The sequence below is a fragment of the Rhizobium sp. PEPV16 genome (assembly GCF_008919455.1).
Classification (GTDB): domain Bacteria; phylum Pseudomonadota; class Alphaproteobacteria; order Rhizobiales; family Rhizobiaceae; genus Rhizobium; species Rhizobium leguminosarum_Q.
Genome location: NZ_VSZV01000343.1, coordinates 45,769 through 48,187 on the forward strand (window position 1 = coordinate 45,769; position 2,419 = coordinate 48,187).

2 protein-coding genes are annotated in these 2,419 nt (G+C 63.1%); both read left to right on the forward strand.

Annotation, left to right across the window (positions count from 1 at the left end; translation table 11 throughout):
• The first annotated feature begins 25 nt into the window (after nt 1-25).
• Nucleotides 26-1,444: a DNA polymerase Y family protein gene (locus FY112_RS27300; protein WP_151519734.1), complete on the forward strand. Its 1,419-nt coding sequence runs from the start codon at nt 26-28 to the stop codon at nt 1,442-1,444.
• On the forward strand, nt 1,441-2,419 hold a 979-nt coding region (locus tag FY112_RS38085), incomplete at its 3' end, for a PHP domain-containing protein (RefSeq protein WP_246700757.1). The genes FY112_RS27300 and FY112_RS38085, both read left to right, overlap by 4 nt.

Below are 2,419 nucleotides of genomic sequence, written 5' to 3' on the forward strand. Positions count from 1 at the left end.
CATTCCGCCTGAACAGGCGATCGCCGTGATCGCCAGGAGCGGCTCAAAACGCTGGGTGTCGGCGGCCGACGCGGCCGCCCGAAAAGCCGGCGTGCATGTCGGCATGCCTGCGGCGAAAGCACAGGCGCTGTTCCGCGGCCTGATGCTGATCGAGGCGGATCCTGTAAAGGATGCCGCAGCACTCGAACGCATTACCCTTTGGGCGCTGACACTCTATTCGCCGATCGTCGCCGTCGATGGGATCGACGGGATCGTCATGGACACCGAGGGTGCCGATCACCTGCAGGGCGGCGAGCTTTCCATGGTGACCAAGATCGCCAATCAGTTCCTGGCAAAAAAACTCACCCCACGTGTCGCGATCGCCGACACCTGGGGTGCGGCACACGCCTGCGCCCGTGCTATCACCCGCGAAACGGTCATCGTGCCGACCGGTGAGACCGTCCGCGCGGTCGAAAAGCTGCCGATATCGTTGCTGCGCCTTCCCGGAAAAGTCGTCAGCGACTTGCGCACGCTCGGCTTCCAGACCGTCAGCGAATTGGCGAACACGCCGCGCGCGCCGCTGACGCTTCGTTTTGGTCCGGAGATTGGCCGGCGGCTCGACCAGATGTTCGGCCGCGCTTCCGAACCGATCGATCCGATCCGCACCGCCGAAACTATCGAGGTCTCCAGAGCCTTCGCCGAGCCGATCGGTGCTGCCGAAACCATCAACAAATATGTCGGCCGGCTGGTCGTACAACTGATCGAGGAGCTGCAAAGGCGTGGCCTTGGTGTTCGGCGCGCCGACCTGATCGTCGAAAAGGTCGACGGCACGCGGCAGGCAATCCGCGCCGGCACGGTGAAGCCGGTGCGCGACGTCGCCTGGCTGACGAAGCTGTTTCGCGACCGGACGGAAAAGATCGAACCCGGCTTCGGGATCGAGAAGCTCACCTTGGTTGCGGTGATAGTCGAGCCGCTGGAGGAGCGCCAGAAATCCTCCTCGCTGGTCGAAGAGGAAGTGAAGGACGTGACGCCGCTGATCGATATCTACGGCAACCGTGGCCAGCGTGTTTATCGGGTGGCACCGGTTGCGTCCGACGTGCCCGAGCGCTCCGTCCATCGGATCAGTCCTGCTGCCGACCCTGTCGAGGTCACCTGGGTCAGCCATTGGCGCCGGCCGGTCCGGCTGCTGGCCCGTCCGGAGCTGACCGAGGCCATCGCCTTGCTGCCGGACCGCCCGCCGGCCTCGCTTACCTGGCGCGGAAGGCGCCGGAAGGTCAAGCGGGCCGACGGTCCGGAACGGATCTTTGGCGAGTGGTGGCGGCGCGACGCGGAGATGGAGGCGGTGCGGGATTATTTCGTCATCGAAGACGAGGCCGGCGAGCGCCTCTGGGTGTTTCGCTCCGGTGATGGCATCGATCCGGAAACCGGAAGCCATCGCTGGTACTGCCATGGGATCTTCGCATGAGTTATGCCGAGCTGCAGGTCACGACCCATTTTTCCTTCCTGCGCGGTGCGAGTTCGGCGCAGGAACTGTTCGAGACCGCCAAGGCTCTCGGTATCGAAGCCCTCGGCGTTGTCGACCGCAATTCGCTTGCCGGAATTGTCCGGGCGCTTGAAGCATCGCGCGCCACGGGTTTGCGCCTCGTTGTCGGTTGCCGGCTCGATCTGGCCGACGGCATGTCGGTGCTGGTCTACCCGACCGACCGGGCTGCCTATTCCCGGCTGACCCGCCTTATCACGCTTGGCAAGTCGCGCGGCGGCAAGAACAACTGCATTCTGCACTGGGACGATGTCATTGCCTACAACGACGGCATGGTCGGCATCCTGGTGCCGGATCTGCCGGATGACCTCTGTGCAATCCAGCTGCGCAGGATGGCCGAGCTGTTTGGTGATCGGGCCTATGTCTCGCTTTGTCTGCGGCGTCGGCAGAACGACCAGCTGCGGCTGCATGAAATTTCCAATCTTGCGGCGAGGTTCAAGGTGAAGACGGTCGTCACCAATGACGTTCTCTTCCATGAACCAGGTCGCCGGCAGTTGCAGGACATCGTCACCTGTATTCGTACCCGCACCACCATCGACGAGGTTGGTTTCGAGCGCGAGCGCCATGCCGATCGCTACCTGAAGCCGCCGGAAGAAATGGAGCGGTTGTTTCCGCGGTACGGGCAAGCCCTGGCACGAACCGTGGAGGTCGTCCGTCGGTGTACTTTCTCGCTCGAGGAACTCACCTACCAATATCCGGAGGAGGCGATCGTACCGGGCAAGGATGCCCAGGCTTCGCTGGAGCATTATGTCTGGCAATGCGTGCCTGATCGCTATCCCGAAGGTCTGCCACCCGATGTGTTGAAGGTCGTGCGGCACGAGCTCGACCTCATCCGCACCATGAAATACGCGCCCTATTTTCTGACCGTCTTCTCGATCGTGCGCTATGCGCGGTCTCAAG